This is a genomic window from Ruminiclostridium cellobioparum DSM 1351 = ATCC 15832 (assembly GCF_000621505.1).
Classification (GTDB): Bacteria; Bacillota; Clostridia; order Acetivibrionales; family DSM-1351; genus Ruminiclostridium; species Ruminiclostridium cellobioparum.
Genome location: NZ_JHYD01000030.1, coordinates 1 through 25,793 on the forward strand (window position 1 = coordinate 1; position 25,793 = coordinate 25,793).

19 protein-coding genes and 1 riboswitch are annotated in these 25,793 nt (G+C 42.9%); all 19 genes read right to left on the reverse strand.

The features are described from left to right. On the reverse strand, positions 1-233 hold a 233-nt coding region (locus tag T344_RS0111840; RefSeq protein WP_027628895.1), incomplete at its 3' end, for a helix-turn-helix domain-containing protein. A 140-nt stretch (positions 234-373) separates the two neighbouring features. Continuing rightward, positions 374-784, reverse strand: a complete 411-nt coding sequence (locus tag T344_RS0111845; protein WP_027628896.1) for a MerR family transcriptional regulator — start codon at positions 782-784, stop codon at positions 374-376. 42 nt (positions 785-826) lie between these two features. Next, complete coding sequence (locus tag T344_RS0111850; protein WP_242842069.1) at positions 827-1,369, reverse strand: ComF family protein; 543 nt, start codon at positions 1,367-1,369, stop codon at positions 827-829. A 254-nt stretch (positions 1,370-1,623) separates the two neighbouring features. Continuing rightward, positions 1,624-4,038, reverse strand: coding sequence for an SF1B family DNA helicase RecD2 (recD2, locus tag T344_RS0111855; RefSeq protein ID WP_027628898.1), 2,415 nt, complete (start codon positions 4,036-4,038; stop codon positions 1,624-1,626). Between the two features lie 212 nt (positions 4,039-4,250). After that, positions 4,251-4,598: a glycosyltransferase family protein gene (locus T344_RS0111860; RefSeq protein ID WP_027628899.1), complete on the reverse strand. Its 348-nt coding sequence runs from the start codon at positions 4,596-4,598 to the stop codon at positions 4,251-4,253. Positions 4,599-4,655: 57 nt separating this feature from the next. Further along, positions 4,656-5,954 (reverse strand): hemolysin family protein, encoded by a 1,299-nt coding sequence (locus T344_RS0111865; RefSeq protein ID WP_027628900.1) that lies wholly within the window; start codon positions 5,952-5,954, stop codon positions 4,656-4,658. A 546-nt stretch (positions 5,955-6,500) separates the two neighbouring features. Next, on the reverse strand, positions 6,501-7,691 hold the full coding sequence (metK, locus tag T344_RS0111870) for a methionine adenosyltransferase (RefSeq protein WP_027628901.1): 1,191 nt from the start codon (positions 7,689-7,691) through the stop codon (positions 6,501-6,503). A 115-nt stretch (positions 7,692-7,806) separates the two neighbouring features. After that, a riboswitch (SAM riboswitch) is annotated at positions 7,807-7,911 on the reverse strand. A 57-nt stretch (positions 7,912-7,968) separates the two neighbouring features. Then, entirely contained in the window at positions 7,969-8,358 is a 390-nt protein-coding gene (locus tag T344_RS0111875; protein ID WP_027628902.1) for a thioesterase family protein, read from the reverse strand. 159 nt (positions 8,359-8,517) lie between these two features. Continuing rightward, positions 8,518-9,906, reverse strand: coding sequence for a family 4 glycosyl hydrolase (locus T344_RS0111880; protein WP_027628903.1), 1,389 nt, complete (start codon positions 9,904-9,906; stop codon positions 8,518-8,520). A 53-nt stretch (positions 9,907-9,959) separates the two neighbouring features. Continuing rightward, entirely contained in the window at positions 9,960-11,486 is a 1,527-nt protein-coding gene (locus T344_RS0111885; RefSeq protein WP_027628904.1) for an endo-1,4-beta-xylanase, read from the reverse strand. A gap of 265 nt (positions 11,487-11,751) precedes the next feature. Next, positions 11,752-13,836 (reverse strand): glycosyl hydrolase family 95 catalytic domain-containing protein, encoded by a 2,085-nt coding sequence (locus T344_RS0111890; RefSeq protein ID WP_051571790.1) that lies wholly within the window; start codon positions 13,834-13,836, stop codon positions 11,752-11,754. A gap of 353 nt (positions 13,837-14,189) precedes the next feature. Beyond that, positions 14,190-15,896: an extracellular solute-binding protein gene (locus tag T344_RS0111895; RefSeq protein WP_027628906.1), complete on the reverse strand. Its 1,707-nt coding sequence runs from the start codon at positions 15,894-15,896 to the stop codon at positions 14,190-14,192. A gap of 140 nt (positions 15,897-16,036) precedes the next feature. Beyond that, positions 16,037-17,524: a glycoside hydrolase family 43 protein gene (locus tag T344_RS0111900; protein WP_027628907.1), complete on the reverse strand. Its 1,488-nt coding sequence runs from the start codon at positions 17,522-17,524 to the stop codon at positions 16,037-16,039. Positions 17,525-17,545: 21 nt separating this feature from the next. Continuing rightward, entirely contained in the window at positions 17,546-18,430 is an 885-nt protein-coding gene (locus T344_RS0111905; protein ID WP_027628908.1) for a carbohydrate ABC transporter permease, read from the reverse strand. A gap of 16 nt (positions 18,431-18,446) precedes the next feature. Further along, positions 18,447-19,346, reverse strand: a complete 900-nt coding sequence (locus T344_RS0111910; RefSeq protein ID WP_004625205.1) for an ABC transporter permease — start codon at positions 19,344-19,346, stop codon at positions 18,447-18,449. Between the two features lie 118 nt (positions 19,347-19,464). Continuing rightward, a complete protein-coding gene (locus tag T344_RS0111915) occupies positions 19,465-21,135 on the reverse strand; it encodes a response regulator transcription factor (RefSeq protein ID WP_027628909.1) in 1,671 nt (556 codons plus the stop codon). After that, positions 21,128-22,858 (reverse strand): sensor histidine kinase, encoded by a 1,731-nt coding sequence (locus tag T344_RS0111920; protein WP_027628910.1) that lies wholly within the window; start codon positions 22,856-22,858, stop codon positions 21,128-21,130. The genes T344_RS0111915 and T344_RS0111920 overlap by 8 nt, the downstream gene beginning before the upstream one ends. Before the next feature lie 235 nt (positions 22,859-23,093). Continuing rightward, a complete protein-coding gene (ftsH, locus tag T344_RS0111925) occupies positions 23,094-24,959 on the reverse strand; it encodes an ATP-dependent zinc metalloprotease FtsH (protein ID WP_027628911.1) in 1,866 nt (621 codons plus the stop codon). Between the two features lie 219 nt (positions 24,960-25,178). Next, complete coding sequence (gene hpt / locus T344_RS0111930) at positions 25,179-25,718, reverse strand: hypoxanthine phosphoribosyltransferase (protein ID WP_004625174.1); 540 nt, start codon at positions 25,716-25,718, stop codon at positions 25,179-25,181. Positions 25,719-25,793: the final 75 nt, after the last annotated feature.

The following is a 25,793-nucleotide window of genomic DNA, read 5'->3' on the forward strand; positions in this document are numbered from 1 at the left end:
TTCAGATAATCATTGACAGCTGACTGTTTTAATACGGAAGAATATCTACTTGCTTGACTACTTGTTCTTAATCCTTCAAATCCAAAAGCATTGTATAGACGGATCCAACCCTTTAGTGCGCCTTGACTCATTTCGTATATACGACATAATTCTCGAAATCCATAAGTGTTGTTAAGATATTCAATAATAATTTTCTCTTTTTCAGCGTAGGAATATTTGTGTTTAAATGCCATAAAATATACTCCCTCCTAAGTGACAAGTTTTTATTATTTTAATTGTCTACCTAGAAGGGAGCATATCACTACTAATAATCAGTAGTTTTGCGACACTCCCGCATTATTCATAAATTTATAGCCCGGCTTTCGCCAATTAACTAAAAGTTTTTATTCAGGTATCTCATACCCACACCCGGCTTCTTTATTTCCTTTTCATCCTTATCAGATTTTACATATGATCCGGAAATATCATTGTGGAGCTGATTCTGGCATTCATTGCAGAATCTGCCGGTTTTGATGGATTTACCGCATCTCTCACACTCGAGAATAATATTTGCCCCATCGGTAATTTCCAAACGTCCCTCTCTCAGGAACATCTTTATTTTTTCCACACTTACATCGCAGTCCAGAGCAACCTGAGACAGTGTGGCTCCAGGAAATTCATACAGATAATCCTTTATCTTTTTAAAGACTTCTTCATCGGCATTTTTACAATCCAGGCAAATAGGTGGTCCTCCAATATAGTTGTACATTCGCCCGCAACGCCTGCAGTTTCTTAAATCCGGCATATGCTCTCCCCCTAACACTAAATGTTATATACAGGTAAAATGTCAGTAATCCATTCTTGTCGTAGCTATAACTCCTGCAATGACCCTGTTTGCACCCGCATCTTTTAAAGCCTTGCTGCACTGGTTGACAGTATTTCCAGTAGTGATAATATCGTCCACCAGCAAAATATCTTTGCCGGCGACCTTCCCTGGAAAAACCACCCTGAAAACTCCCTCCAGGTTTGCCAGCCGTTCTGCCTTGCTTAACAAGCTTTGGTTCCGGGTCTCCATGGTTTTAATAAGTACGTTGTTTTCAAACCTTATACCCAACTGACCGGCTGCATACCCGGCTATCAAAGCAGCCTGATTGTATCCTCTCTGTTTCTGCCTGCTTTTATGCATGGGTACAGGAATGACAATATCGATATTCCCCAACTGTTCGGTGTTCTGAACCTTTAATGCAATCAGCTTGCCAAATGCCCGGTAGTATGAAGGTTTACCGGCAAACTTGTATCTCCTCAGGGAATCTTTCAAAGAATCACAGTATTTACCTACACATATCATCCCATCACAATAGGTTTCATGGTCTTCAGGCAAGTTCAGCAAATTGACCCCGTTATTAAAATAGTCCATATCCAGGGCACAAGGCTCACATATACAGATAGGACTTCCCGGTGATAATATACTGTTGCAGATGCTGCACCTTGGAGGAAATAAAATCTCTAGCAGGCTTATAAGTACCCTCCTCCTATATACGGAACGCTGTTATTCTTAATTTCATTTTACATCAGTTTGTTATGTTATGCAATATTACATTATTCCCATATTTATACTATGATGTACCTGTTTTTGACATAAATCTATATTCTTAGCAGTTCACATAACATTGAATTTCTTTCGTTTATTTTTACATTGGATACCATTACTTTTACAGCTTTTTTCTGTCCTATTATGCAGGCCATCTTTTTTGCTCTGGTTACGGCAGTATAGCCCAGATTGCGGTTAAGCATTATATAATTTCTCATATGACAAAGAATAATGGCAGCTTCGCACTGGGAACCCTGCATCTTGTGAACTGTAAGACTATAGGCAAGGTCTATCTCCTCCAGTTCATTTATCTGATAAATTATAATAAAGTCATCATATTGAACTGCAACTCTTTTTTCAGACGCAATTGTACTGTTTATGTCGTCATCCCCGGAAGCATCGCCGGCCTCACTAATTTGAGATATCTCCATGATCCTTCCGATATCCCCGTTAAAGACGCCGCAATTTTCTTCAGCAACATACCTTCCGGTAAGCGGATCTTTGTGATAATGAGGGGACTCATAGTTATTGCTCAGGTGGATAACCTTATCACCTTCCCTGAAGGTGCTGTTGCCCCTCTTAATTTCGGCCTTGTCTGCGGCTGCCGGATTTATAAGCTCCTGAATGGCCTTGTTCATTTCGTAGGTTCCAATTTCCGAGGTCTTTTGGGGGCAAATCACCTGCACGTCGTCAATGGTATAGTTATACCCGGTCATCAGCCTGGTCAGCGCCTCGAGAGTCTTTTTTATAACCCTGTTTTTATCCTCTTCCTCTATAATGAAGAAATCTTTGTTCTCATTTATGATTTCAGGCATTTCGCCGTTAATTATCCTGTTTGCATTGGATATGATGCCCGAACCGTCAGCCTGGCGCTTTATGACATTCAGCTTTACAGTCCTGATGATTCCGCTCTTGATCATATCGTCCAGTACATTTCCCGCGCCAACCGACGGGAGCTGCTGTGTATCCCCAATCATAACCACAGCAGTGCCGGGCGAAATAGCCGTAAACAGTGCGTGTGCAAGGTCTATGCTCAACATCGAGCTTTCATCCACTACAATCAAATCATAGGGAAGTTCGTTCCCCTGCCTGTAAAAAAATCCCTTGTTCTCATATGAAAACTGCAGCAGGCGGTGAAGGGTCATAGCTTCAAAACCCGTAATCTCTGTGAGCCGTTTTGCGGCTTTTCCCGTGGGTGCCGCCAGCATGAAGCTCATTTCCGCCTGATTTTCAAAATATCTCTGCAGGACATATATCATACACTCAACCGTTGTAGTTTTACCGCTTCCCGCCGAACCGGTCAGTATGAGCAGATTTGTATCAAAAACCGCCTTGACTGCTTCCTTCTGCATACTTTCGAGTTCAAAACCACGGATGGCTTCAAATTCCTCAATCAGCTTGTCTACATGACACATCCGTACGTCGGGCTGGCAGCGCACTATCTCCTTGATGGCAACGGCAGTTTCGTACTCCATTTTATACATTTCCTTTGTATACACAGCTTCGAAGCTTTCCTGGTTTTCCGAATAGGTTAAATTTACGAAGTTGCCGGTCTTAACCATTCTGACATAAGCTTCTTCCAGCTCGGCTGCCGATATGGTATCTGTTTCGTCGCTTAATGCCTTTGCCGTCATTTCCAGCAGCCTGTCCTTGAAAAGATAGCAGTGTCCGTCGGCTTCCGCAGTTTCAAGTACACTTTTAAGCGCGGACTCAAGTCTGAATATGGAGTGCGGGTCAATACCCAGCTTTTTTGCAATTTCATCACAGCTCTTGAAGCCAAAACCCTTGATATTTGCGAACATATATGGATTCTGTTCGGCAATGGCAATGGATGTGCCCTTGAAGGTGTTATATATTTTCATGGCTTTTGCAGAAGATACTCCAAACTTCTGAAAGAAAATCATGACATTTTGATACTCCATGTTTTCCATATAGGAATCATGGATGACTCTGGCTTTATCGGGTGAGATTCCTCTTATCCTTGTCAGGGACAAAGGCTCGTTTTTTATTATCTCAAGGGTTTTGCTGCCAAAGCCCTCAACATAGCCCGAACCGGATTTATACCCCGATACTATATTCCTTGCTGTCTTTTCGCCCACACCCTTGATTATTCCGCAGGACAAAAAGGAAATTATCCCTTCATCGGTAGCAGGCTCAATAAATTCCACAGTGTCGGCCTTAAGCTGCTTTTCTCCTCTGTAGGCAGCCACCGTACCCGTTACTTTGCTGGGCAGTACGGCACAGTGTTCATTGACTTCGTAATAGCCCGTCACACTTATCTGGTCGGCAGCCTCGTGTTCAAAACCGTCTTCATCTATTATTCTCTCAATGTCAAAGGTATAGATTTTGTACCCGTTTTCCGAATTTTCATATATTTTATAATCAAATCTTCCGATGATGCTTAAGTTCGTACCTACAGCATAACTGTCAAAAGAAAATCTTTGCTGCTGAAACTGCCCAATTGCCATAACATCTCCATCTGTGTGCCAACAGCCAAACCATGTGCACACTGTAAAATTATAATATTTACCCAATGGTCTGTGACCGACCTTACTTTTCACTATAAATAATATCGTATTTTGTCCGCACCATCAAGAATTAGAGCATATAAGAAAAAAAATCCCTCCGGCTGCGGTTTATACACCCCGGAGGAATTCCACATTTTTATGTAGGCCCATATTTATGAAGTTTTGTTTTTATAGAATATGCAATCCCTGTCCTCAAAGGAGCATACCTCCAGAAGCGGGAACTGATTTTCAAGCTTTCTCAATAACTTCAAGGTTTCGTCCTTTGAGTTCATATCGACCACTATAAAATTGCCGTTTATGGCTATATTCCGTACAAACTTGCTTTCCATTGCATCTCTGACCATTCTTTCAATGTTCTGCTCCTGGTCGTTAACCAGGAGAACCAGATTCGCTTTTTCTACAAAGTATTTTTTCCTGCCCATCAATTTAAAGATGTCCAAAAACAGACTAATAAGTCCAAATATGGCCAGAAGTGAAAGTATTGCGTAGTCTATACCCATATTTATCACTCCCTAAAATTTGTCGTACCATATTTTATGAAGTGTAACGGGTATGTGTTACAGGGCCCGGCAGACTTTTACCTTTGATACCTTCTTTTCCTCCACCTCTTCCACTTTAAATACAAACTCATTGAACTCTATGGTGGGTTCGTCTCCTTTTTCAGGAATCCTGCCTATCTGCCCAATAATAAATCCGCTCAGAGTTTCATAGTCATCAACCGGCAGAGTTGCTCCAAGAATCTCCTGCGCTTCATCCAGGCTGATTGAACCTTTTATTATAAATGTGTTGTCGTCGATTTTTTCCAATTCTTTTTCTTCATCATCATCTTCATCAAAAATATTGCCTACTATCTCTTCAATTAAATCTTCAAGTGTAACAATTCCGGCGGTGCCGCCATACTCGTCAATAATTATTGCCATATGTGTCTTGTTTTGCTGAAGCTCCTTGAAAAGCTCATCAGTTCTTTTGGATTCGGGCACAAAATAAGGCTGCCTTATCAATTCTTTCAAGCTGAAGTTTGACATATCATCATTTGTAACAAATTTGAAAGCATATTTTGAATGCATTACTCCTACTATATTATCTATGTTATCCTCATACACCGGTATCCTGGAGTACTTTTCGTTATTTATAAAATCAATAACTTCACGCAGACTTGCATCTATGGGAAGTGCCGCTATATCCGTCCTGTGCGTCATTATATCCGAAACGGTCTTATTATTGAATTCGAAGATGTTGTTAATCATCTCTTTTTCGCTTACATGTATGGCTCCTTTTTCCTCTCCAACATCAACCATCATCCTGATTTCTTCTTCAGTAACCTGATCCTCTTCGGCATTGGGATCAACACCGAACAGCCTCACAAAAAAGTTGGTGGAGACAGTCAGCATTTTTACAAACGGTGCAGTTAAAACCGAAAGAATTTGCAGCGGACCGGCTACAAATCTGGCGATAGGCTCAGCTTTTTTCATGGCCAGCCTTTTTGGTACAAGCTCACCCAGAACCAGTGTAAAATATGACAATATCATGGTTATTACCAGCATTGATGCCGTTTTAAGCCAAACTTCAGGTACCGGTACCCCAACTGATACCAGGAACCTAACCAGCGGTTCGGCAAAAGTCTCTGAAGCAAATGCACTGGCTAAAAACCCTGCCAGGGTGATTCCTATCTGAATGGTAGCTAAAAATTTGCTTGGCTCGGACAAGAGATTCTGTAGAATTATTGCTTTTTTGTCCCCATCTTCAGCCTGCAAACGGATCTTATTATCATTTAATGATATCAATGCAATTTCTGAAGCTGCAAAAAAAGCATTCATAATTACAAGTATTACTAACACAAAAATTTCGGTAAACAATTATTCCATCCTCCATCTGAATAAACTTAATAAAAAATTATTTTCCAGGTAATAAAAAAAGACACACCAATCCAGGGCAAGGACTGTCAGAGTCTTCTAAAATAGCTCTTTTTATTAATAATTCCCTTATTAAGCAATATCCAGCGGAACGCCGTACTATGATTGCACGTACCCTCAGGATTATCGTCCATACTATTATTAACCCCCCTGTTACATTTTTATAAATAATTTACAATATTTTTATCAAAGTGTCAAATCATACAAAGTAAAATTCCGCTGAATCTGCTCAAAATGCTGAAATCTACATCGCTCATCCGCTCCCGTTCTTTATTTTAGTATTTATCTCACCTTCCGTTGTTTTTAAAAATCAGCCATTATATTATTTTTCATTAATATTATATGCCGCACCCGGTCATAATATTTTAGAATTAATGAACAGGAAAGAGAAAATATGCACATAAACAGAGAGTGTTTCTCTGCCTTATGGCTGATAATACACCCTCTAGGAAATTTTTTAAGTTTATACCGAACTTTTTCTGAATTATTTTATAGTCCGGCTTCTTTTTTCAGTATTTCGGCAATATCTGTTTTCTCCCAGGTAAAGTCTGCGTCATTTCTTCCGAAATGTCCGTATGCAGCAGTCTTTTTGAAGATGGGTCTTCTTAAGTCGAGAGTTTTTATTATTCCTGCCGGCCTGAGATCAAAGTGCCTGTTGATTAGCTCTGAAATCTTTTCCTCCGGAATGGCAGCCGTACCAAAGGTATCAACTAAAACTGATACAGGCTTTGCAACTCCGATGGCATATGCGAGCTGAACTTCACATTTTCTTGCAATGCCTGCGGCAACTATATTTTTGGCGACATACCTTGCCGCATATGCTGCAGAACGGTCAACCTTGGTGGGATCCTTTCCCGAGAATGCTCCGCCGCCGTGTCTTGCGTAACCGCCGTAGGTATCAACTATAATCTTCCTTCCGGTCAATCCAGAGTCGCCCTGGGGTCCACCCACCACAAACCTGCCTGTGGGATTGATAAAGTACCTGGTATTGGCATCAAGCAGATTGGCAGGAATAACAGGCTTTATTACAAACTCCATCATGTCTCTTTCTATGATTTCATGGCTTACATCCGGACCATGCTGGGTTGAAATAACTATTGTATCCACTCTTACAGGCCTGTCTCCGTCATATTCAACAGTTACCTGGGACTTTCCGTCAGGTCTGAGGTAATCCAGTGCCCCATCCTTCCGAACCTCACTGAGTTTTTTGGAAAGCTTGTGTGCCAGTATTATTGGCATTGGCATCAATTCAGGTGTTTCATCACACGCAAAGCCGAACATCATTCCCTGGTCACCCGCTCCAATTGCCTGGATCTGAGCTTCGCTCATCTCTCCTGTCTTGGCTTCCAGAGCCTTGTCAACTCCCATAGCTATATCTGCCGACTGTTCATCAATTGAAGTAAGCACTGCACAGGTTTCACTGTCAAAACCATATTTTGCTCTATCGTAGCCTATTTCTCTGATGGTATTTCTTACAACCTTTGGGATATCAACATAACACTGAGTTGAAATTTCACCCATAACCATTACCATGCCGGTTGTTACTGCTGTCTCACAAGCCACTCTGGCCTGAGGATCCAGTTCATAAATTGCATCCAATACCGCATCTGAAATCTGGTCGCAAATTTTATCCGGATGCCCTTCTGTTACTGATTCCGATGTAAATAGTCTCTTTGACATCTTTTGATACCTCCATTTTATAATATTTAACATGAGGTCAGTTTTTATCCATTTCAAGGCAATAAAAAAACCTCTTTCGAGGTTTGTCATTTATCTTATAATATATAATGATCACCCCTCATCTTTCAGGCAGCATGCCTGCAGGAATTGGCACCGTACATGTTTAAATGTGGTTGCCGGGTTTCATAGGGCCGATTCCCTCCACCTCTCTTGATAAGGATAAAAATATTGACTTTGAATCTATTAAATCATAAATTTGAAAAGCCGTCAACAGCTTTTACAAAATTTTCCCATTGGTTTTTGCCATAAAACGATCTATATTGATGATAAATCTCTCATGCCTGCCTTCTCCGATTTTTTCCTTTTCATCAAAGGCTTCAACTGTGAAAACCAGACGCTTTCCATCAACTTCTGTCAGCACAGCCTTTGCTGTTACCTTCGTCCCCATGGGTGTGGCTGCAGAGTGTTTAACATTTATCATTGTTCCCACCGAAGTGCTGCCCGCCGGCATGAGTTCCTTGAGAGCATTGGTGGCTGCTTTTTCCATAAGTGCTATCATGGAGGGTGTCGCAAAAACCTCCAGCTCCCCGCTGCCCATTGTCTTTGCAGTATTACTGCCGTCTACAGGAACCGATGCTTCACCTGTTAATCCCATTGTAAATTCCATAGTATTCTTCTCCTTCAATAATTCCATTTTAAAAATATAATAAGCACAGCCAACAGTAAAATAATTAACTGTTGAACTATGCTTTATTATACTCGCAGGTTCACCATATTAAAAGGAATAAATTCCTCTTTGGTGCTATTGACCAAACTTTTCTCAATACTATTTTTCAAATTCCCAGCCCGGCAGGTATGCCCGGGTATTTGCAAGCATTCTTTCAAACAATATCCCGGCATCCTTAATGCCGACATTCACCAGGGGATCATTTGCAAAGGCTTTAAAAGCCAGGGCTTTATCTTTGGAAAAGGCAGCTTTTATAACAGTTTCCTGATTTATAACATGCCTTATAACAAGGCTGTACACCTCATCGGGCAGCTGTCCCGCACTTACCGGCCTTATGCTGTTTTGTGAAAATACGGCGTTGGTTTCCACTACCGCCCCTGCAGGCAGGCCCTGTATTTGTCCCATATTGGGGAGGTTTACGTTTGTTATCAGATCGCCCAAACCTACCAGGGCTTTAATTTGTTTTATTCCTTCTTCACCGGAGTGCTGCAGTTCCATTTGCTCTTCACCGCTCAGCAGCCGGCGGCTTTTTTCCATTTTGTCCTTTAGATCCTTAACTCTCCAGCTTACGGGAGTCAAACCAAAACCCCATTCCCTGGCTGTGCCGGGATCCTTCAGATACCATGGAGGGCAGAATTCGGCCAGATGTCTGTCTCCTGCGGCGGCAACAAGTCCATATCTCCTGAAGAGATCAAATTTTACTTTGTTAACACTGTTGAAATACCCGTTGCGTACGGCATCCGCTTCCACATCGATGGCAAAACCTTCTTCGGCATATTTTTCTGTAAATTGCCTGTACAGCGGCAGCAGATCCTCACCCTGATACGCCGCACTATTGAGCCATGTAAAGTGGTTGATGCCTATGACATTTACCTTTATTTCCTCTCTGCCGATGCCCTCTATCCCTCTCATGTCCTTCAGCATTGCCGCCATAAGCTTTTGTGTTGAAAATACTTCATGACAGCAGCCAAAAGCTTTTATTGCCGGGAATACCTTATAGAGGGTTTTTGTACAGAGGGTCATGGGGTTGGTATAGTTAATGACCCAGGCCTCTGGAGAATGTGCTTTTATGGCTTCTGCAATCTCTACGAACATTGGAATTGTTCTCAAAGCTCTTACAAGCCCTCCCGGTCCCACAGTATCGCCAACCGACTGATATATTCCGTACTCTTCCGGCAAATGGACATCTGAAGCCATCTCTTCAAAAGAACCGGGAAGGATGGATATTATTACGAAATCCGCACCGGTGAGTGCCTCTTTCAGAGTTTCCATGGCTTTATACTGCCATTTTCCGGGTACATCTGCACGGGATGAAAGCATGTTTCCTATTTTTTCATTTGCTTTTGCTGCGTCCATATCAATATCGTACAGCCTTACCGTACCTGAAATCTCCTCATCCACGGCAAGATCCTTCATCAGGTTCCATGCCCAGCCTCTTGAACCTCCGCCGATATAGGCAATGTTTAGATTATTCTTATCGTACTTCATTTTTAACTCCTCCATACTCTTTAAGACTTTGATATTTAATTCAGGCAGTATCATCAGTGCCCGATTTTCAGATTTTCCGGCCTGCCTCTCAGCCTGTGCCTCAGCGACTTGAGTCTGAAATACATCTCTCTGGGCACCTGGTCTTCAAAAAGGAACGGGCTGGTTTTCATAAAGCCAGGGTCCATTGAATCCCACCAGGTCAGGGCCTTGATTTCGGGCCGGGCTGCTGCGATGGTATAAAACTGTTCCATCCAATCGGCCTGAACATGTTCATTCCAGGCCGAATGCCAGCCGCCTTTTGTCAGTCCGATCTGTGACTGGGGATCAACTGTGCTGATGTCGTCAGTCTGTCCTCTTGTGTTCCCGCCTGGAACACCCATTTCGGTTATGTGGATGGGCTTTCCGAAGCCTGCATATACGTCAAGCAGACGATTTACGGCAACCATGTCCCTTGCCGGGAAGTAAAGCTGTATTCCTACCACATCAAAATCAATGCCTTTTTCTATTGCGCGTCTGAAAAATTTCATGGGGGAAACGGACTGATCAAAAACAGGTCCGTAGCAGACAAATTTCCCTGCTACATATTCTGCAAAGGGCAGACAAACATTTATAATTGAAGTTGCACCGGGATCGGTTTCACGTACCGTCTCACAGCAGATACGTGTAAGCTCCATAAGCTGCTCCTGAGTAAAATTGAAGCAGTTTGCCCAGTCATGGGGTTCATTCATGGAATCCCAGACTTTTATGCGGCCTTTGTAACGGCCCGCTGTCTTTTTGATTGTATCCCTTGCAAACTCTGAGAGCTCTTCATAACTTTTTGTGAACATCCATGCAGGATTTGTTTCCTTGTGTCCAAACCACAGGGGATGTCCTTTTGGTGTTATCCCATTGGCTTCACACCAATCCACCAATTCATCCCTTCTTTCAAAATCCAGGCATCCCTCCTCGGGAGCCAGCTGGTAAGAGTAGAAAGGTATCGTTGCGAAATTGAAAAGCTCCTTGAAATATTCCCCATGCCGGTCGTTTCCTGCATGCTTGAATATGTTGCAGCCAAGCATCAGCTCAGGTTTCGGCTTCTCGGCCAGTTTTGCAAGGGCAGCTTCATAACACATTGCCTCTGCCGCCATAACCGCATGCGACAGGGCCTTTAAACGGCAGTAACCGGCATCTACACCTTTGCCGGCCAGTGAGTAATATTCCTTTGCCGCATCGAAATGTCCTCTTGCATATGGTGTGGGGATAATCCCCTTGGAAAAGTTTTCAGCCTCCCAGAGATAGGTTCCGATTGCTTCAGCAACAAAATTAAAAATTCTTTCGTCTGCAAAATCCGAGTTTTTATATCCTTCCCCGTGATTATGGGCCATTACCCAAATGTTGCCATAGAGGGGCAGGTTCACACGTCCATGGAGCATAAAGGTCGGGCTTTCTACCTGGAGTTCGACAGTGCCGTCGGACATAACAGTGCTTTTGCGGATATCAGGTTCAAAATACATATCGCTTGCGTAAAGAGTATTTAATATGTATTCCGGCATTGGTTGACCATTTGTATCCGTCATTTTTACTTTAACAAGCCTGCTCATAATTTTATCACACCTTTCCTTTTTAATTTATATGTTGCATAAACTAATGAATTCTGTATCAACTTGACCACATAGTGCACATTTATTTGGTGTGTCACCTATTTTGTAAGATTCATTTATCAGCCCAAAAAAATCATAACCTTCATTTATACACAATGAACCGGCACAACTGTTCAGCTCAAGTACACATACTAACGTTGACATCAAATGCTGAAAAGACGGAAAATAACCGCCCAAGACATCCGGGATTATTATTTTGTCATTCCTAAATATATTTCAGCAAGCCCTCTGCCTCAACACACCAGCTGCCATCGTCCGGGAAGCCCGGCAGAGGTTTTCCTCCGTCACCCTCCCAGCCTGCTGCCATTATGGCCACAGCCAGCAGCAGACTGCCGTTGCCTGGCAGATAGAGAGGCAGGTCCTCCCGGTCTGCCTGGGAGTTATGGCCGTTTAAAGCATAGGTGTTCTTAGGTTTATCCGCCAGCAGTAAATCCACCGCAAGTGATGTAAGGCCAAGTCTGGCACAGCACATGGCCATCATTGCAAAATCCCAGCCCCACATGGAATCAAAATCCCAGCATTCAAGAACCCGTCTTAAAGTGTTCTCCATTATCCCCCTGTCCACCGTCTCTCCAGGGAGGACTCCCAGTGCTGCAAGCATGGAGGGGTGGTCATGGTTAAAGGGTGCTTTGGTGAAGGTCTCGGGACAGTTTTCATGGGCCAGATACACGCCGTCCTTTGCAGGAAGCGCAGACAACTTTGCTGCTGCATCAAGATACCGGGAGTTTGGTTTCTCTCCCAGACGCAGCTGCCATTCCACAGCCGTCTTAAGCCCCCAGCGGAAATATTCCAGCTCGTAGGCCGGGTTCATGGTGTCTTCGGGTGCATGTGTCTCCTGTGCAGGTATGAGAGGAGGGCCCATAACATATCTGCCGGTTTCGTTATCATAATGCAGGAAGGAAACCATAAAATCGGCACTCTCCATTACAAGGCTGCGATACTTTTTCAATGTTTCCATCTCCGGCCGGGCCCTGTAGCACAGCTCCGAAAGCATTATCGGATGGGGCTGCTGCCACACCAGAAGTACTCCTATGCTGGATGGAGCATTAAGCCCGCTGGGGTCACTCATTTTTGTCCATCTGGCACCTTCATATCCCTGATTTTCAGCATCCTTCCCCGCCTGGGGCAGTATCTTCAGATACCAGTCAAGACTCCGTTCCAGCAGCTGGGGTCTTCCCCAAAGTGTAAACTGTGCCGCATGCCAGTAGTGCATTTCCAGATGAAATTTCCCGTACCAGCTGTTGCAGGTTAGTCCTGTCTCAGCTGGCGGAGTGGTTCCGCTGCATTGAACAGCCGTCAGATATTGCGAAAGAACTATTCTCCTTTCCAGTTCGGCAGCTCTGCTGTCGGAAGAGTTGACCAGTTGTACTGCTCCTCCGCTGCTCCAGAATTTTTCCCAGTGAGTTGAGGAGCGGCTTTTGGTTTCATGAAAATCCCCTGGCATATTTGCAGGCATTTGGGCAGAAAAGCTTGCTGTAAAGCAAATTTCGCCTGTATTCTCCGCCGGCGAAAGAGTGAATTGGTGGCAGCCTGTTTGCTCTATTCCTGCATGTGAACTAAATACAATGTCAACATAATACTCATCCCTGTCCAGAGTTCTCTTGATAATAACCCTGCCGGAACTGGAATGCACGATTTCGCTTTTATGTGCCTCTTCCCGCTCCCAATCCGATGCCTTTTTTTCAGGACTTCCATATGGGAAGGCAAATACAACCTCCAGCCTTCCCGACCGGGCCAGATTTGAACCCACACATGCGCTTACGGCATCAATTTCGGGGTCTGCACAGGTCTCCACCCTGACGCTTTCATTAAATACCATAAAGTCGGATTGCAGTATGCCCTGCCACAAGTCCAGTTTCTGCCTTGCATTCTTTATGTCTGACAGGACTGCCGTCCTGTTGTTTTCTTTTAGGTTCAGCTTAATATTACACAGGTTCAGACGGTGAGGATTTTCCCTCAGATTTTTAAACAGCTGCTCCTGACCTGTGTCATCTGCGGCATAGCCCACCAGCCTGCCATGGCTTTCATATTGTTTAAGCCGCAGTTTTGAATAATCCCTTTCAACCGGGAAGGAATGCCAGCCCCACTGTGCCATTGTACACAGGGGAAAATATTCGTATTGTTCATAAAAGGTTTGAAGTCCTGTAATATCGGCGGTAAAGGCAAATTCGCCATTCCCCACAGTTAATGGAGCTTTTGTATCCGGCGCTTCCAGTACCGGGCTGTTACGAGTAACCAATGCATATCTGTTTATCTTTTCTGAGTTATATTTGGAATCGGTCTTTTGCATAACGTCCCCTTTTACCCTTTCAAGAAATTTGCTTCGCAAATCCGCTTCGCGCCTACTCAAGTAATCTGCCTATGCTACGCAAATTATCTTGTTCGCTATGGGGGACTACTCCCCCCTTCGACGGAGCTTACGCTCCTGAGCACCCCCTCCAAACCGGGAAGGGGATTCCCCTTTCCAAACCCCGAGTATAGAAATTTAATGTTTGAATTCTCTGGTGTACACATTCAAACCCAGTATTATAAGTGCCTCATTACTGTTCCAAAAGTTATAAATTCCTATACTCTTAAAAAGAATGCGGCTGAATCAGCCGCATCCTCCATGTTATACATTTAATTAATCATAAGTACATCATATTATTTTGCCTGTGCATACCATTCGTTAACTTCTTTTGTAATTTGGTCTCCGCCGAGTTTCTTCCAATCTGAAACAAATTTATCAAAGGAATCAATGGAGGCACCCATTATAATCTTTGTAAATACTTCATCTTCCATAGCTTCAAGTGTTGCCTGCTTCTCAACCATCGTAGGTGTCGGAGAACCGTAGAACAGATTTGTCAGCAGGTTGTTGCTGTCAACATATTTGCCTATGACATCACTGCTGGAAGGTGTACCGAATATTCTTTCATCACCCCAGAATTGTCTGTCTCCAGCCTGGGATTTCTGAATTTTTTCATAGTAACCCATTTCCTCAGAATTTAATTTTGAAGTGTCCTTACTCTGGATAGCTTCTATTACGTTATTGTGAGCGTTAAGGTTTTTAAGAGCCGGTTCAACTGATATCAACTGATATTGCCATACGGCTATACCATCCGGAGTTACACCAAACTTGTCGTTTCTTTCCTTTAATTCCGGGGAATTACCTGGTTGGTATCCTACACAAGTATCTTCAAGGATTTTCATAATTGCTTCGGGATTTTTGCAGTTCTTACTGACCGCAAAGTATCTTGAAACAGGCATTGAGGTAACAGGTGTTGCAGGCTTGTCGTCTATCGACACCAGTTCTATTGCCTGCCAGTCGGCATTGGGATCATTGATTGCGTTATCCTTGAGGAAGGCGCCGGGTGAGGATAATCCGCCGTAGGTAATACCAACCTTACCGGCTGATACTGTTTCTGTGACCTTAGCCCTGTCCTTGACACCGAATTCCTTGTCCAGAAGACCGCTCTTGTACATGTTCTGCATCTCCTGCAATGCTGTCTTGACCTGTGGCTGGATTGAACCATATGCCGCATTTCCCGATTCATCCTTTATCCATCTTCTGGGATAAGCATGATAACCTGCAAACAGGCCGGCTGCAGATCCATGTTTATTATTTGTATCAAGGAAGTTCTTAACAAGTGCAAGACCAATGGTATCGTTCTTACCGTTTTTGTCAGGATCGTTCTTTGCAAACGCCTCTGCTACAGTGTACAATTCCTGTAAGGTCTTGGGCATTTCGAGACCAAGATTTTTCAGCCAATCAGCTCTTATATAGAGAATCTGCAGATTGTCCACTGATGATGCGGTGCTTGGTATCGCCATAAGTTTACCGTTTATTTTAGCAGAATCAAAGCTTGCCTTGTCCTGCTCCAATATACCTTTTACAAAATCTGATGTATTGCTCTTATATAAATCTGTCAAATCATAGAGCATGTCGTTTTCAGCCAGCTCAATCAACTGTTTGTTTCTAAGCCACATAATATCGGGTAGGTCTCCCGAAGCAACAGATATATTCAATTTCTGGTCAAACTGTTCTTCCGGAACAGTCCAAACATACTTAAGATTAATACCGTAGTCTTCTTTATAATGTTTCATCCAGACATTGTTGTCGATAGTATCACCAGGTGCAAATTCAATACCGTTGTTAAGGTATCTCCATGCTGTCAAATCAATTTCGGGTGTGTATTTAGCCAAAAGATCCGCAGGTTTTTGATCAACTGCTGCTGTTGAGGAAGCGGCTGAAGAACCGCTTGAGGTTGCTTCACTGGTCTTGCCGTCATTACTGCCGCAAGCTGCCATTGAAACTGTCATCATAGCTGCCAATGAAAGAGCTGCCAGTCGGGTTAAAGAAAATCTTTTCATAAGTTCCCTCCGATTTTATTTGTTTACTGAGGCCTCAACTTTATTATAGGACCCCTAAGTTCTTCAAACAATATTCATATTTTTACTTTCAATTCATCTCTTTACTTTGATTAGAATTTTAAAACAAAAATTGATAACTCTTACTTAAATACATCATAGTGGAAGTAGTCAAAATCGGCTCTGCCGGCCGCAGCTTCAGTGTTGTAGCTGAACAGGCCAACTCTTGCGCCCTTCCAGAAGCCCTCTTTCAACACACAATACCCGCCCAGCCGATAGAAATCATGTCCATTTAAACTGAAATAGAATTCCGTTTTACCATCCAGGTCCGCTATTGTTTTAAACCAGACTTCCCCGGCTTTAATCTCAGGTCCATAATAGACGGTACCCCCGGTTACAGCTTTTATCCGGCAGGAATTGGCACCAGCCGCAGCTCCGACCCAGTTTTCCTCTTTCCCCCCCAGATAGCATAAGCCTGCCGTTTGTCCGGCTTGCATATGCCTGGTGTCCATCTTTACAGTTATAGCCCCGTATTTCCCCATCAGCTTTTGTGTCAGTGTATTTCTGGCCTGATAAATATTGTCCGCTTTCATAGCAGTCAAAGACAGGCAGCCGGGTCTCAGAGCCAGGGACCACTTCTCCCGGACCGGATTGTGATTCCACTGCCACTGGAGCCCAAGTTCGGGAGCATCAAACTCATCAGAGGCCTGTGGCAATGTCACCGGATAGAATTTACCTACATTTGGTTTGTTATATATACTGACCGGCTCACCTTCATTCCCCATCAAAGGCCAGTCATCCACCCATGTCACCGGCTGCAGATGGCACACACGGCCTAACGGACCTGCGCTCTGGAAATGCATGAACCAGCTTTCCCCCGACTCCAATTCCACCAGACCGCCCTGATGAGGCCCGTTAACAGCTGTATTGCCGGTCTGCAAAACGACCTTCCTCTCATAGGGTCCATATATGTTCCCGGATCTCAGCACAGTCTGCCAGCCTTTTTCAACTCCGCCTTCGGGAATAACAAGGTAATAATAGTTATTACGTTTGTATATTTTAGTTCCTTCCGCTATTTTTCCAACGTAGACAATAACCCCTTCATCCAGAAGCTGTGTTCCGTCAGTACTCATCCTGTGGATTATGATGGGCCCCGCCCCTACCGTACTGTGTCCAAGATAGGCATTGCCGTCATCGTCCCAGAAAGGACACGGGTCTTCCCAGCCGGAAACTCTCTTTACCTCATGCAGGGGAGTCCACGGGCCCTGGGGTTGTTCCGCACTGCTCATATACAAACCTTCATCGGGTGTGCAAAAGTATACATAAAAACATCCGTCATTATATCTGAGAGCAGGCGCCCAGCTTCCCTTGCCATAACCATCCATCTCATCATATCTGCTGTGAATATTCAACCTGTCATATACCCGTCCGACGATTGTCCAGTTCACCAGATCCTTTGAATGCAGCACCGGTATTCCCATGTAGTGAAAATCCGAGCAGACCATGTAAAAATCGCTGCCCACCCGGATTATATCGGGGTCTGAATAGTCGGCATTGAGAACCGGATTTTTATATAAATTATTTCCAATATCTCCCCATACATTATTGTGAAACTCTCCCGAAAAAGTCATATTAGCCTCCTAAACATACTTTTAACCTTTAACGCTTCCCATTACAAGACCTTTCATAAAGTACTTCTGCAGGAACGGATATACCGCAAGTACCGGAACTGCCGCCAGGAACACCTGTGCTGCATTGAAGGTTCGGTTGGATACATTCCGCATTGTTGCAATTTCATCACTGGCACTCATCATAGTGTCGGCATTTATTATGATTGATCTCAAATAGCTCTGGAGCGGCCACTTGGATGTTGAGTTCATATAGATGAGACCGTCAAACCATCCGTTCCAGTGCCCAACCAATACAAACAGTGACAAAGTAGCTATGGAAGGCAGTGAAAGCGGCAATACAATCTTAAAAAGAGTCCTCCAGTAGTCACAGCCATCTATAAATGCTGCTTCTTCAATTTCCTTCGGCAATCCCCTGAAGAAATTCATCAGCAGGATAACATTAAATACCGGTACTGCATTAGGTATGATCAGAGCCCATATGGAGTCCATCAGGCCGGTATACCTTACAACCATATAAGTTGGTATGAGACCGCCGCTGAAAAGCATTGTTACAATAAAGAACCAGGCATATATGTTTCTTGCGGAAAACTCCGATTTTTCCTTGGCTAAGGGGTAGGCAATAAATATGGTCAAAACCATATTCACAATGTAACCCAGACCCACTCTCTTAAGAGAAACCAAAAAGGCTGCCAGGAATTCCTGCTTTTTAAGAGCAAAGGCGTAAGAATCCAGTGTGAAATCAACCGGCCAAAGCTTTACATAACCTGCCGCTGCCGCTGATTTGGAACTGAATGATATTGCCAGGACATTAATTAACGGCAATAGACATCCGAAAGCTACCAGACTAAGAAATACATAGTTAAATATACTAAATGCTCTAGAGCCCAAAGTTGAATAATTCTTCATTTTACCCCATCCTCCCCTAGAATATTCTATATCCGGCATACTTATTGGCCAGTTTATTAGAAATTAAAATAAGTACAAATGATATTACCGATTTAAAGAGACCTACAGCTGTCGCCACACTGTACTGTGCATCAACAAGACCTATTCTGTACACCAGGGTATCAAGAATATCTCCGGTGCTGTAAACCTGCGGGCTATAGAGGTTGAATACCTGGTCGAAACCTGCATTTAATATGTTTCCAAGTGCAAGCACAGTCATAAGTGTAACTATTGGAAGTATTCCCGGTATGGTAACATGCAGGGTTTGTTTCCAGCGTCCCGCACCATCCACATATGCGGCTTCATACAGGGCCATGTCAATACTTGTAAGAGCTGCAAGGTAAACAATGGTATCATATCCGAAACTCTTCCAGGTATTTGTTAAAACCAGTGTATACGGGAACCATTTTGCGTCCCCCAGGAAGAAGATGGGATCTATTCCAAACAGGCCGAGCAGTTGGTTTACAATACCGCTTGAAGGAGAAAGTACGTCAATAAGTATCCCTCCAAGTATTACCCATGATAGAAAATAGGGAAAATAGATAATTGTCTGCAGGGTTCGCTTGTACCGTTCCCTTCTCATTTCATTGAGAAGCAATGCAAACACTACAGGAACTATAAGACCGACAATGATTTTCATCAGTGATATGAATACAGTATTAAATATTACCGATCTGATATTCGGTAAATTCAGCATGTATTGGAAATTATCAAGTCCCACCCATTTTGATTTAAAAAATCCCCTGGCAGGGACAAACTTCTGGAAAGCCATGATAATTCCCAGCATGGGAATATAGTGATAAATTAATGTTATGATGACCCCTGGTATAACCATGATATGCAGAGGTAGTTGCCTCAGCTTTTTTGCGCTGATCATAATTGCCTCCTCCTTTTATGTAGAGCTTATGTTATTTAATAGAGCAGTATCTACATTAAATTATAAGGGCGGCAATATCACCGAACAATATTCATATCTTTACTTTCAAATCATCTCTTTACTTGATGAGTTTTGAGTCTCTGTACTCCTGAGGAGTCATTGAAGTAACTTTTTTAAAGAAGCGTGCAAAATTTGTAGCACTCAAGTAACCAACCGCTTCGGAAATTTCATGAATCTTGAAATCAGGGCTCTCCAGCAGTTTCTTTGCTTTTCTTATCCTGCAGTCGCTGATATAGTCCGACAGGTTTGTTCCTGTTACCTGCTTAAACAAGCGGGAGAGATAGGACGGATTGAAATATACTATTTCAGCAAGCCTTATAAGGGATACTTCATCCTGCAGGTGAAGATTGTCATTAATATGCTTCTGAACAATACCGATAACATCCTGTGCTCTTTTTTCCTCTTCACCTTCCTGTATCTCAAACAAAATGCCCCCGAGCTGTTTCAGATACTCAACGGCATATTTCCAGGATTCATGGTATTCCAGGTTCATCAGCTGGTATATACTTATTTTGAAGGCAATCTTTTCGGTGAGATTCCACTTGTTGATATAGGACAGAATAACCAATGCTATGGCAAAATATTGTTCAACGGCCACTATATCATGCATGCTCTGTGCTTTTAAGAGCTTCTCTGTCAGTTTGCCAAGACATGCAAGAAAATCCTCCTTTGTCCCGTTTTCAAGTATTTCAGCCAGGTCATCGGTTCTGTACCGGTTTGGCAGACCGCCTTTTCCCATTACAGAGGAATTCTGAAAATCCTTCTCAAGCAAAGTAGTATCAGAAAGAAGGCGGCCTTCACCCTTGCCTATCTTATAGTTTAGGAGCATCTTTAAAGTAAAATACCTGTCCCGCAGCTCCTTCCAGCCCACATGGGTATCATCGAGAACAAAGGATATGGATTTGCCTGTGGAGTTCCAAAAGGATTCCTGCATTAATTCCGCAACACCCTTTACAAAAGTGAGCATATCATTCCAGACTTCCTCTCCGGACTGTCCGTCTTCATCTGCCGCAGGCTGTATAAACCATATAAGAGTGGAATTGTCATGATTCAGATATGCAAAACGTGTTTTTGAAGACAGGTATTTTTCTGCAATATACTTTATGTTCAAAAACCATTCGGATTTTACCGAGTAGGGAGTCCCCTTCGGAATATCGTCAATCCTTCCGGCCAGCATTACCACCTGTTTCTTCACAGACAGGGGAATTTCCAGCTCGTCAAACTGCTGCTGTCTGATTTCCGACAGGCTCAATTCGTTATTGAGTATTCCCCTCAAATATATTGTCTGCAAAAGGCTCTTTGTGGTTACAATCTGTTCCTGGGCCTGCTTTACCAGGGCGGATTTCTTCAAGTCCTCCTCAATTTTCCCGGCTGTATTTATGACGGTTTCAATTATTTTATTATAACCTTCGGTTTTAAGTATATAGCTCACACCATCGTTTTGAATGGCAGTATAAACGTATTCAAACTCACTGTGGCCGGTCAGAAATATCACCTTGCATTCAGGCCATTTGCTGCGGATGGTTTCCAAAAGCTGCAGGCCTGTTATCTCCGGCATGCAGATATCGGTGAGCACTATGTCAATTCTTGTGCGGTTGAGTAAGTTCAGGGCTTCCTGGCCTGAATATGCCTTGTATACATCCAGCTCAACCTCCCTGATGTTGCCCAGAACCTCACAAAGACCATCTGCGATTATTGCTTCGTCATCTACTATCAGCAGTCTATACATTCTGATCCTCCTTTTCAATAAAGATTGTAATTGTAGCCCTTAGTCCTCCAAGTGCGCCTTTTTCCAGCTGCAAACCGCTGGAGGGACCAAACTTGAGCTTCAACCTCTGATGAATATTTTGCAGTGCGGTAACCTCCGCACTTTCGGAATTTTCCTCCAGGGAATTTCTCATGGAGATGAGTATTTGTTCATCCAGATTGTTTCCGTTATCTTCAACAATTATTTTGTATTGGTTTTCATTATTCTCAAAGCTGATTACCAGAAGCCCCTGCCCGTTGGACATTGTCAGGCCGTGCTCAAAAGCATTTTCAATGACAGGCTGCAAAATAAGTCTTGGTACAACCAGGTCCTTGAATTCATCGGGAAGCTGGTCAAACCTGACTTTTATCTGATTTGAAAAGCGCATGGCCTGAATTTCCGAGTAAACCCTCGCATGATTGATCTCCTTTTCAATAGGAACTTCATCGGCGGCATTTCTCGTAATAAATTGAAAATACTGACCCAGCTGCTCAGTAAATACCTCCAGATTGTCATAATCACCTACCCGGGCCATGGTGTTTAAAATAAAAAAGCTGTTATACAGGAAGTGGGGCCTGATTTGAGATTGAAGCTGCTTCATTTCAGCCCTCTGAACCAATATTTTTTGCTTGTAGACCTGGTCCACAAGAGCTTTAAGATTTTCAATCATCACATTGAAACGGTGATAAATATATCTGAATTCATCATCGTGCCTGTGCTCAATATTTATCTCAAAATCTCCCTTTTCAACCTTTTTAAAGGATGCGGCCAGCTTGCTGATAGGCTTATGGATGAAGTTATACATGTAGATTGAAAAAAGTACTATAATAACCACAGCCGACACCGTCAGCAGCAGAAACCAGCTGCTGTACTTTTTCAGGGCATAAAATACCGAATCCTCCGGAAGGTATTTGCACAGTGTGGAATCAAATACGCTGGAATTCAAGGATACCGCCAGATACCTGTTATTATTTACAACGATTTCCTCCGCGTTATTTTTTCTGGTTATTTTGTTAAACACCTGCTGGTTTAAATCATTATTATCAGCTGCAATTATTGACTTGTTTGAGTTTTTTACAAACATAACTCCTGCGGCAGGATTTTGTACCATTGACTGCAAAGCTTCAATCACTCTGCTCTTTGATATCTCTATGACAATAATAAAAAGCTTTTCCCGCTTATTGGTCATATAGGCGTAGGGATATGAAACCGTCATATATTTGATAACATTCTTATCAAGCTCGGCTTCAGGGTGGGAATCCATATATTTCATTTTCTCGAACAAATCACTGTCAAATTCCGATACCGATGTGGAGGACACAGTCCGCTGCAGTGCAGGGATCATAACATACATATCTCCTATATATTTACTGCTGCTCTTAACGGCATACAACCTTTGCTGAACCCGGAGTATTCTCTCCATCTGTTCGATCCCGTCCATTGATTCCGGGATGGCAGCCAGCCTGTTCAGGTCTTTGTCATTGACCAGTTCAACCTCCAGATTCCCCACTCTGTTTATATCATTCTCAAGACTGTCTTTGTAAAAGGAAAGCTGCGAAACCATGGAATTTGAAATCTCGTTTCTCAAGGTGCTGATACCCAGATCGTATATAATTATACTGAGAATATATATGGGCATAAGAATTAAAATAAATGATATGATCAGCCTCTTCAGAACGGATTTCCGCCACAATTCCTTTTTCATATTCAACCTCCACCCCAATATTAAGCTTTGTTTTCACATTTCCACATTATAACGAGGCAATAGATGTCCATTAGGACACCATTGCCTCGTTGAAACGCATAGATGTAAGAAAATTTTTCTGCAACCGAAAAATTTTCTGCTGAATTTACGCGTTATAATCTAAAAAAAGTTTCTTTAAACAAAAAGGCTTGCCCTTTTGTTGAGCAAACCCTTCTGCTGTTAAATAAAATATTAATTAACCTTCCAATTGAGGTGCAGGAGCTGCCCCTTCCAGAACCGAACCTTCGAATATTGACTCGAATTCCGCACCTTCAACCTTCTCCTTGTCAAGAAGAATCTCTGCAAGCCTGTTCAGCTTGTCGATATTATCCGTCAGGAGTTTAAGGGTCCTTTCGTACGCATTGTCGATGATACTCTTCACTTCATTATCAATGATTGCAGCTATTTCATCGCTGTAATCCCTGGAATGGGCCAGGTCTCTTCCTATAAACACTTCGTCATTTTCATTCCCGAAAATCATATTTCCCAGTTTTTCACTCATACCGTACTTGGTAACCATGTTCTTTGCAATCTGGTTTACCTTCTTCAAATCGCTGGAAGCTCCGGTACTGACTTCATTAAGTATGATCTGTTCGGCAGCTCTGCCTCCCAGGGCAATTATGATTTCCTCTATCAGCTGGGACTTGGTGTGGTAGCTCTTATCCTCCTGAGGTCTGCTTGCAGTATAACCGCCGGCCATACCCGCAGGAATAATGGATACTCTGTCAACCTTCTGGCTGGTAGATACAAGCTTTATGGCAATAGCATGGCCTGCCTCATGGAAAGCCGTAACCTTTTTGTCTCTTTCACTCATAACACGGCTCTTCTTTTCAGGGCCCATCATGACCTTGAAGGCGGCTTCCTTTATCTCTTCATTTCCAATTTTCTTCTTATTTGCTCTGGCAGAAAGCAGAGCTGCTTCATTCAGCAGATTTTCCAGATCGGCACCTGTAAAGCCGGGTGTTATTCTTGCCAGATCGTCAAGTTTTACATCCTCGGACAAAGGTTTTCCTCTTGAATGAACCTTTAATATCTGCTCTCTTCCCCTTATATCGGGAAGTCCTACTACAACCCTTCTGTCGAAACGTCCGGGTCTCAGCAGGGCCGGGTCCAGAATGTCAGGTCTGTTGGTGGCCGCCAGGATAATTACTCCTTCATTAATACCGAAACCATCCATTTCAACAAGCAGCTGGTTAAGAGTCTGTTCTCTTTCATCATGTCCGCCGCCCAGACCGGCTCCTCTGTGTCGGCCCACAGCGTCAATTTCATCAATGAACACTATGCAGGGTGCGTTTTTCTTTGCCTGCTCAAAAAGATCACGGACACGGGAAGCACCCACACCCACAAACATTTCGACGAAGTCTGAACCGCTTATGCTGAAGAAAGGCACTCCCGCTTCACCGGATACGGCCTTTGCAAGCAAGGTTTTACCTGTACCGGGAGGTCCCACCAAAAGTACACCCTTTGGTATTCTGGCACCCAACTCAACAAACTTTTTCGGAGCTTTAAGAAATTCAACTATTTCAGCCAGTTCTTCCTTTTCTTCATCGGCTCCTGCCACATTATCAAAAGTAATCTTCTTTTTATCATCAACAGTCATTTTTGCACGGCTTTTACCGAAGGACATCACCCTGTTTCCGCCTCCGCCGCCCTGGGACTGCTGTATGAAGAAGAACCAGATTAAAATAACTATAACGATAAATCCGATAGTCGGAAGAATGGATACCCACCACGGTGGCTGCGGCGGAGTTGTAACACTGTATTTTTCTATTTTCTTTTCAACGTATGCATCCGTGAACCTTTCAGATGCCGAAGTAACATCAGGCGGAACGGTTACCACATATTTGGTCACCTTGCTTTTTTCATCCAAAGGTTTCCTAAGTTCTACCGTAGCTGTGTCAGTTTGCAGCCCAATACTTTTTACATTTCCCGCATCCATCTGGGTCAATAACATAGAATAATCCATTTTTGGAGGATTATCAGATGCAGTATAGAATGTAATTATTACTAAAATTATTATAAAAATAATAATATAAAAACTGATACCCTTAAAATATTTCAAATATCTCCCTCCTTATGCTAACCAAGGTATCAAACCTAGTCCATAGGCTGATTCAACCAACCCCACCTACGTTTGTCATATATAATTTAATACCAATCTGCCACTTCGTTCAAACATTATAATCATTGTATATTAGCTTTTTTCCTGTTTTGTACAGTATTATTATATTAGCATATACACATATAAAACACAACAAAGTCAATTGCCTGTCAATATTTTTTATTTTTTTGAGTATACATCCTTTTTTAGGATACACACTTCCGGAAGATTTCTGTATTTTCCGGCGTAATCCAGACCGTAACCTATAACAAATTCATCAGGTATTTCAATTCCCTTATATTCAACATGCACTTCCGCCTTCCTCCTGGACGGCTTATCCAGCGCAGCGCAGATTTTAACACTGAGGGGACCCCTTGTTTTAAGCAATTCCACAAGATGATTCAATGTGAGTCCTGTATCAATAATATCCTCAACTATTAACACATGTTTTCCCGATATATTTGTATCAACATCCTTGATAATTTTTACAACTCCTGATGATTTTGACGAATCTCCATAGCTGGAAACCGATATGAAATCCAGATCTACAGGTATGGTTATTTTTCTTGCAAGATCTGCAAGGAATATAAAACCACCCTTTAATACTCCGATTATGACCAGTTCTTTCCCTTCATAATCCTTTGAAATACGGCTGCCCAACTCTTCTACCTGTCTATCGAGCTCCTCCTTCGAAATTAAAACTCGCTCAATTACATCCATTGCCACTTATCCCCCTTGTTAAGTTTTAGCATCAATAATATAATAATCTATTCTATAATTAAGTTATTAATCCAC

Coding starts and splice junctions, on each gene's coding strand:
- T344_RS0111915 (WP_027628909.1), bottom strand. CDS start 21,135: ATGTATAGACTGCTGATAGTAGATGACGAAGCAATAATCGCAGATGGT.
- T344_RS0111845 (WP_027628896.1), bottom strand. CDS start 784: ATGCCGGATTTAAGAAACTGCAGGCGTTGCGGGCGAATGTACAACTAT.
- T344_RS0111910 (WP_004625205.1), bottom strand. CDS start 19,346: ATGATCAGCGCAAAAAAGCTGAGGCAACTACCTCTGCATATCATGGTT.
- T344_RS0111900 (WP_027628907.1), bottom strand. CDS start 17,524: ATGACTTTTTCGGGAGAGTTTCACAATAATGTATGGGGAGATATTGGA.
- T344_RS0111895 (WP_027628906.1), bottom strand. CDS start 15,896: ATGAAAAGATTTTCTTTAACCCGACTGGCAGCTCTTTCATTGGCAGCT.
- T344_RS0111875 (WP_027628902.1), bottom strand. CDS start 8,358: ATGGAATTTACAATGGGATTAACAGGTGAAGCATCGGTTCCTGTAGAC.
- T344_RS0111860 (WP_027628899.1), bottom strand. CDS start 4,598: ATGGGTATAGACTACGCAATACTTTCACTTCTGGCCATATTTGGACTT.
- T344_RS0111880 (WP_027628903.1), bottom strand. CDS start 9,906: ATGAAGTACGATAAGAATAATCTAAACATTGCCTATATCGGCGGAGGT.
- T344_RS0111920 (WP_027628910.1), bottom strand. CDS start 22,858: ATGAAAAAGGAATTGTGGCGGAAATCCGTTCTGAAGAGGCTGATCATA.
- T344_RS0111885 (WP_027628904.1), bottom strand. CDS start 11,486: ATGAGCAGGCTTGTTAAAGTAAAAATGACGGATACAAATGGTCAACCA.
- T344_RS0111890 (WP_051571790.1), bottom strand. CDS start 13,836: ATGCAAAAGACCGATTCCAAATATAACTCAGAAAAGATAAACAGATAT.
- hpt (WP_004625174.1), bottom strand. CDS start 25,718: ATGGATGTAATTGAGCGAGTTTTAATTTCGAAGGAGGAGCTCGATAGA.
- metK (WP_027628901.1), bottom strand. CDS start 7,691: ATGTCAAAGAGACTATTTACATCGGAATCAGTAACAGAAGGGCATCCG.
- recD2 (WP_027628898.1), bottom strand. CDS start 4,038: ATGGCAATTGGGCAGTTTCAGCAGCAAAGATTTTCTTTTGACAGTTAT.
- T344_RS0111905 (WP_027628908.1), bottom strand. CDS start 18,430: ATGAAGAATTATTCAACTTTGGGCTCTAGAGCATTTAGTATATTTAAC.